Origin of the sequence: Streptomyces griseobrunneus, from assembly GCF_046713465.1 — a bacterium.
Lineage (GTDB): Bacteria > Actinomycetota > Actinomycetes > Streptomycetales > Streptomycetaceae > Streptomyces > Streptomyces microflavus.
Genome location: NZ_CP177080.1, coordinates 1672327 through 1676770 on the forward strand (window position 1 = coordinate 1672327; position 4444 = coordinate 1676770).

A 4444-nucleotide genomic window follows, 5' to 3' on the forward strand; every position below is an offset into this window, starting at 1 on the left:
TTCGGGATCGGGGGCGGGGCGGGGGTGGAGACCGCCTGGGCACGGGAAGGCCGGCGGTCCGCTTCCGGGGCCTCACCTGCGGCGGCCGGTGAAGCGGGTGCGGCGGGCGGCGAGCCGGGCCCCGACACCCCTCGGCGGGTTGAGCGAGCGGTAGCCCACGCGCACCCGGCCCCACACGTCGGCCCGGGCACCGGGCCCCGGTGCGTCGGGCAGCGAGGCGAGCAGGGTGTCCACGGCGTCGGCCGCCCAGGCGGAGTGCCCGGTGGCGACGTTGTCGATGGTGTTGTGGATGTCCACGAAGCGGGTGCTGAAGCCGTACGCCTTCAGGGCGAGGCGCGCCCGCCGGTAGGTGCCGCCGACACCCGACAGCTCCATGGCCAGGTTCAGCCCCAGGACCTCCGGCAGGAAGGTCTGCGGGAAGCGCCCCACGCACAGCCAGTACACCGGCAGTTCGAGGGACTCCTCACGGAAGCCGGGCCACTGCGCGAACGCGGCGGAGGCCGTCGGCGGCAGCTCCACCCCCATCTCCTTGAGCACATCGCGGTAGATGAGGGGATGGTTCAAGTGCGGTTCGCCGTTGCCGAGTTCGTCCCAGTACGTTTCGAAGAGGGAGTGCCCGATCGCGGACGAGGCCTGCTCGTAGTCGGTGAATCCCTGGAGCCAGCTGCCGTCGATGAGGGTCAGCGGGGCCGTCTGTACGGTGTCGTCGACGACCGCTTCCTTCGAGGGGAGGGGGATCGCCGCGTTCTCCTCGAACTCCGCTCCGTGCTGGTCGTGTTGGGCCTGGAGCCAGGGCCGGAGCCCTTCGTGGCCCCAGCGCTCGGGGAGCTGCATCGCCGTACGGTCCATGCCGTGGCCGGAGCGGGCGAGCCAGCCGGCGACGTACTCCATGGCCCAGGAGCGGAGGGCGGGGGTGTCGGTACGGTTCATGAGCAGGTGGTACGCCTCGCGCAGCCCGGACGGGGTGCGGCCCGGGGAGCGGGCGCCCGCCCGTAGGGCTCCGGCGACGGCGGCGAGGGGGTCCCGGGTGCCGCCCGGGAAGGACTTCTGCGGCGCGACCCCGACCCGTACGCCCTCCGGCCCCGGCTCGGGTTCCGGTTCCGTCTGCGGTTCCGGCGCTTCTGCGGGCTTCACGGGGAGCGAGTCGATCCACCGCCGGATCACCGTCAGATCCTCCGGCGAGAAGACCCGGAACATCGGTCCGCGCTCGCCGACCAGCCCCCGTACCAGCGAACTGGCCCCGGAACGACCGGGCTTGACCAGCTTGCTGCGCGACAGGACGTCCAGCAGCGGCCCCGGGTCGGTCCGGCACTCCGCCAGCCAGCGGGCCAGGGGCTTGCCCTCCAGCAGGAACTGGTGGTGGTAGACGGCGCCTTCACGCGACCGGACCCGCATCAGCTCGGCCATGTCGAACGCGGGGTCCCCGGCCGCCACGAGCTCCGCGTGGAGCGCATCCGACCAGTCGCGGAGGCCGGCCAGCATCCAGCGGAAGCCGGAGCGCACCGCGTCGGCGCCCCGCGCGCCCTCCTCCTCGACCAGCGCGTCCACCGCTCCACGGCACCGCTCGACGGGCAGGGGCCCTTCGGTCTCACGCCTGTCGGCCGGGTCGAGGGTCGCCCAGTCGGTCTCCGTCGGCAGTACTTCCCTGACCAGCTCCAGTGCGGGCAGCATCCCGACGGCTCGCAGGCACAGGTCGGCGCCGAGGATCTCGCCCCGGAAGTCGTCGGGGCGCCGGCTCATCGCCAGGAGCAGCGCCGGGAGGCGGAACGCCCCGTCCGGGATGCGCTGGTCGCCGGTGAGCCGGGCCGCCGGTGCCGCGTTCTCGGCGAGCCGCAGCCTGCGTAACAGTTCGAGGTAGGCACTGCCCCGGGAGGCCGCCGGGTGGCCGGCGCCCACGTCGGACGCGTACAGGGCGAGGATGCGCAGCACCAGGGGGTCGTCGGCGTTGCCGGGGGCGCTGAGCCACTGCAGCCAGGCCCCGGACATGAGGGCCAGCGGGGCGCAGCCGAGGACGGCCCGGCGGACGAGCACTTGGCGGTGGCCGTCGGGGCGGTCTCCGGTGCCTTCCCCGCCCACGGCCAGGCCGAGGTAGCGCTCGCGCTCACCGGTCCCCCAGTCGGCGGCCTGCCGGACCAGAGCGTCGAGGTCGTCGGGTGAGCCGTCACCTGTGGCCGTGGCGTGGCGGCGCAGTACGGTCCGTACCTCCTCGACGAACCGGCCCTCGGGGAGGGACGCTTCCGGGTCCGTCGCGTACGCGTACACAGTCCGCGCGGAGCCGCCGCCGTCCCCCGGCAGCCCGTGCGGACGACCCGCCTGATGCTCTGCGGACAGCGTGGCCGTGGCAGCTGCCTGTTGGCTGTGCATCGTTCCCCTCTCTCGGTCTCGGTCTCGGTCTCGTGCTCTCGTCGCGTGCTCTCCGTCGCGTGCGGTCAGAACATGGGGTAGATGGAGGCGTCGTTCTTGGGCTTCCGCTTACGCCGGAACACTTTCGCGATGAGGTTTTTTACGAACGACATGGCTGAATAGCCCTCTCTTGCGTAAAGGGAGTACGTGGGGATCGGACCGGACCGAACCGGTCAGGAAAGCCCGAGGGATTCGGCGAGGAGGCCGGAGACGATTTCCGTGCCGTGGTCGGTGAAATGCGCCCGGTCCACATAGAGCCAGTCGTCGTCCTTGACGGACTCGGCGACAACGGGACTCAGGTCCAGGAAGCGGATGTCCTGTTCCTTGCAGGCGACCTGGAGTGCGTCGGCGTACCGGCGGCCGGTCTCCAGCGTGGCGATGTCGCCGTACAGCTCCCAGAAGTTGGAGATCCCGTCGAGCTCGCCGAAGATCGCCCTCTCCTCGGGCGGGCCGGACTCCCGCACCCAGGTCGCCAGCGGCTGCAACACGTAGGTGATGCGGGCGCCGGTCGGCCCGGCCAGCAGGCGGAGCGCGGCGAGGTGGCGGGAGGTCAGGTCGACGGCGTACGCGATCCGGTCCGCGAGCGGGGGCACCACATGCGGGGCGTCCTCCGGTCCTCCGGGGCGCCGGCCGAAGCCCCGCTTGGGCTTGCGGTGGGAGGCGCGCAGCTCCTCCATGCTGTCGAAGTACTCGCCGCAGTTGAAGAATCCGCCGTGGTCGCCGCGCTGGGAGTCGGGCAGCCGGCTGAGCGCGAGGTCGTTGAGGCCGGAGAAGACGACGATCTCGTCGATCTCGGGGACCAGTTCCCGGTGCATCAGGAACAGCAGCAGCTCCTGCATCGAGTTGTGGCTGCGTCCGGCGAAGTTGAGCCAGGGGACGGAGGGCGCGTACCGGGTCCAGAGGCGCGACGCCACGGTGGCGGCGTCCGCGGTCGCCCCGATCCCGAACGGGGTGGAGCTGCCGGCCAGCAGCCGGACCGGTCCTTTCGGCGGATCCGCCACCGATCCCTGTTCGGTGGCGCCGTGGGAGATCCTGAATCCCAGCCGGTCGGTGTTTATCGTCGCCGAACGGTAGTCCGCCCGGTGGAAATACATCAGATAGGGCAGGTACCGGGTCTCCGCACGGTCATCGAAATCGTCGTACCGCAACATCTGGGGGGTCAAGAGTTCACGCTGGGATTTCACGGGCAGGACGCTCCTCGATTCAGGGCTCGCTCTTCCGGTGGGCGTGTCTCGGCGCCGTACGTGACGAGCTTTGCCGTTCGGCAGCCGTGACTGAAGAGAACCCTGTGGTCGGGAAGGCGCAATGCGGGATCCCGAGGGAGAGACAGAAGCGCCCAGAAGGGGCATTTCTTCTCTATGGGGTCGGAAGCGAGGTCTCCTCCGCCGCCTCCGCCAGCACCTCCGCGAGGCCTTCCGTCGTCAGCACCATGCTGACGGGGGCCGAGCTGTTGAGGCAGAGGCTGTGGCCGGCGGGAATACGGGCGAGCAGCTCCTTGAGCGGCAGCGTCACGGACGCCAGTTGCCCGAGGCCGCGGAGGTAGCGCGGGGAGGTGTAGACGGGGACCACCGCCGTACCGTCGGGTGCCGACGCGCTCACCGGCTCACCGTCCGCTGTGACCGGCACCGCGACCTCGGCCCTGGCCAGTGCGGCGGTGACGTCCTCGGCGGGGCCGTATCCGGTGGTGGCGAGCTGGACGGCGCGGTCCACCTCGTCGGCGGGCTCGGGCCACCCCATCGCCTCGGGCGACGGCCGGTAGTCCGGGTTGTCCTCCCACTCCACGATCTCGCCCGCGGAGTCCGAGCGCCACTGGCCGATGACGGCCCATTCCGGCGGCGGGCCCTCTCCTTGCCAGGCGGGGTCGGTCAGATAGAGCCAGTGGTCGGGCGCGAGCCGGGCGGCCTCGACGAACTCCTCCGGGGGTGCGGGGTCCAGGGGGGAGGTGGCGGGCTGGGCGCCGGGCTCACTCATCGTGTCCTCGTTCACTGGGGGGTGCGTGGCTGGGGCGGGGATCGGGGGTGGGGGTGGTGGGGGCCGGGCA

3 protein-coding genes are annotated in these 4444 nt (G+C 71.7%); all 3 read right to left on the reverse strand.

The genetic code is table 11. The features are described 5' to 3' along the window. Positions 1-72: 72 nt before the first annotated feature. The gene (locus tag ACK8N7_RS07430) at positions 73-2364 is read right to left on the reverse strand and encodes an iron-containing redox enzyme family protein (RefSeq protein ID WP_500441593.1); all 2292 of its coding nucleotides are present in this window, start codon (positions 2362-2364) and stop codon (positions 73-75) included. 212 nt (positions 2365-2576) lie between these two features. Next, entirely contained in the window at positions 2577-3587 is a 1011-nt protein-coding gene (locus ACK8N7_RS07435) for an SGNH/GDSL hydrolase family protein (protein WP_403215619.1), read from the reverse strand. A gap of 172 nt (positions 3588-3759) precedes the next feature. After that, a complete protein-coding gene (locus tag ACK8N7_RS07440; protein WP_403215621.1) occupies positions 3760-4374 on the reverse strand; it encodes a type VII secretion system-associated protein in 615 nt (204 codons plus the stop codon). Between the last annotated feature and the right edge of the window lie 70 nt (positions 4375-4444).

What these genes read in the sequence shown, in the direction of transcription:
- ACK8N7_RS07430 (WP_500441593.1), bottom strand. Translation starts at nt 2,364, where the DNA reads ATGCACAGCCAACAGGCAGCTGCCACGGCCACGCTGTCCGCAGAGCAT.
- ACK8N7_RS07440 (WP_403215621.1), bottom strand. Translation starts at nt 4,374, where the DNA reads ATGAGTGAGCCCGGCGCCCAGCCCGCCACCTCCCCCCTGGACCCCGCA.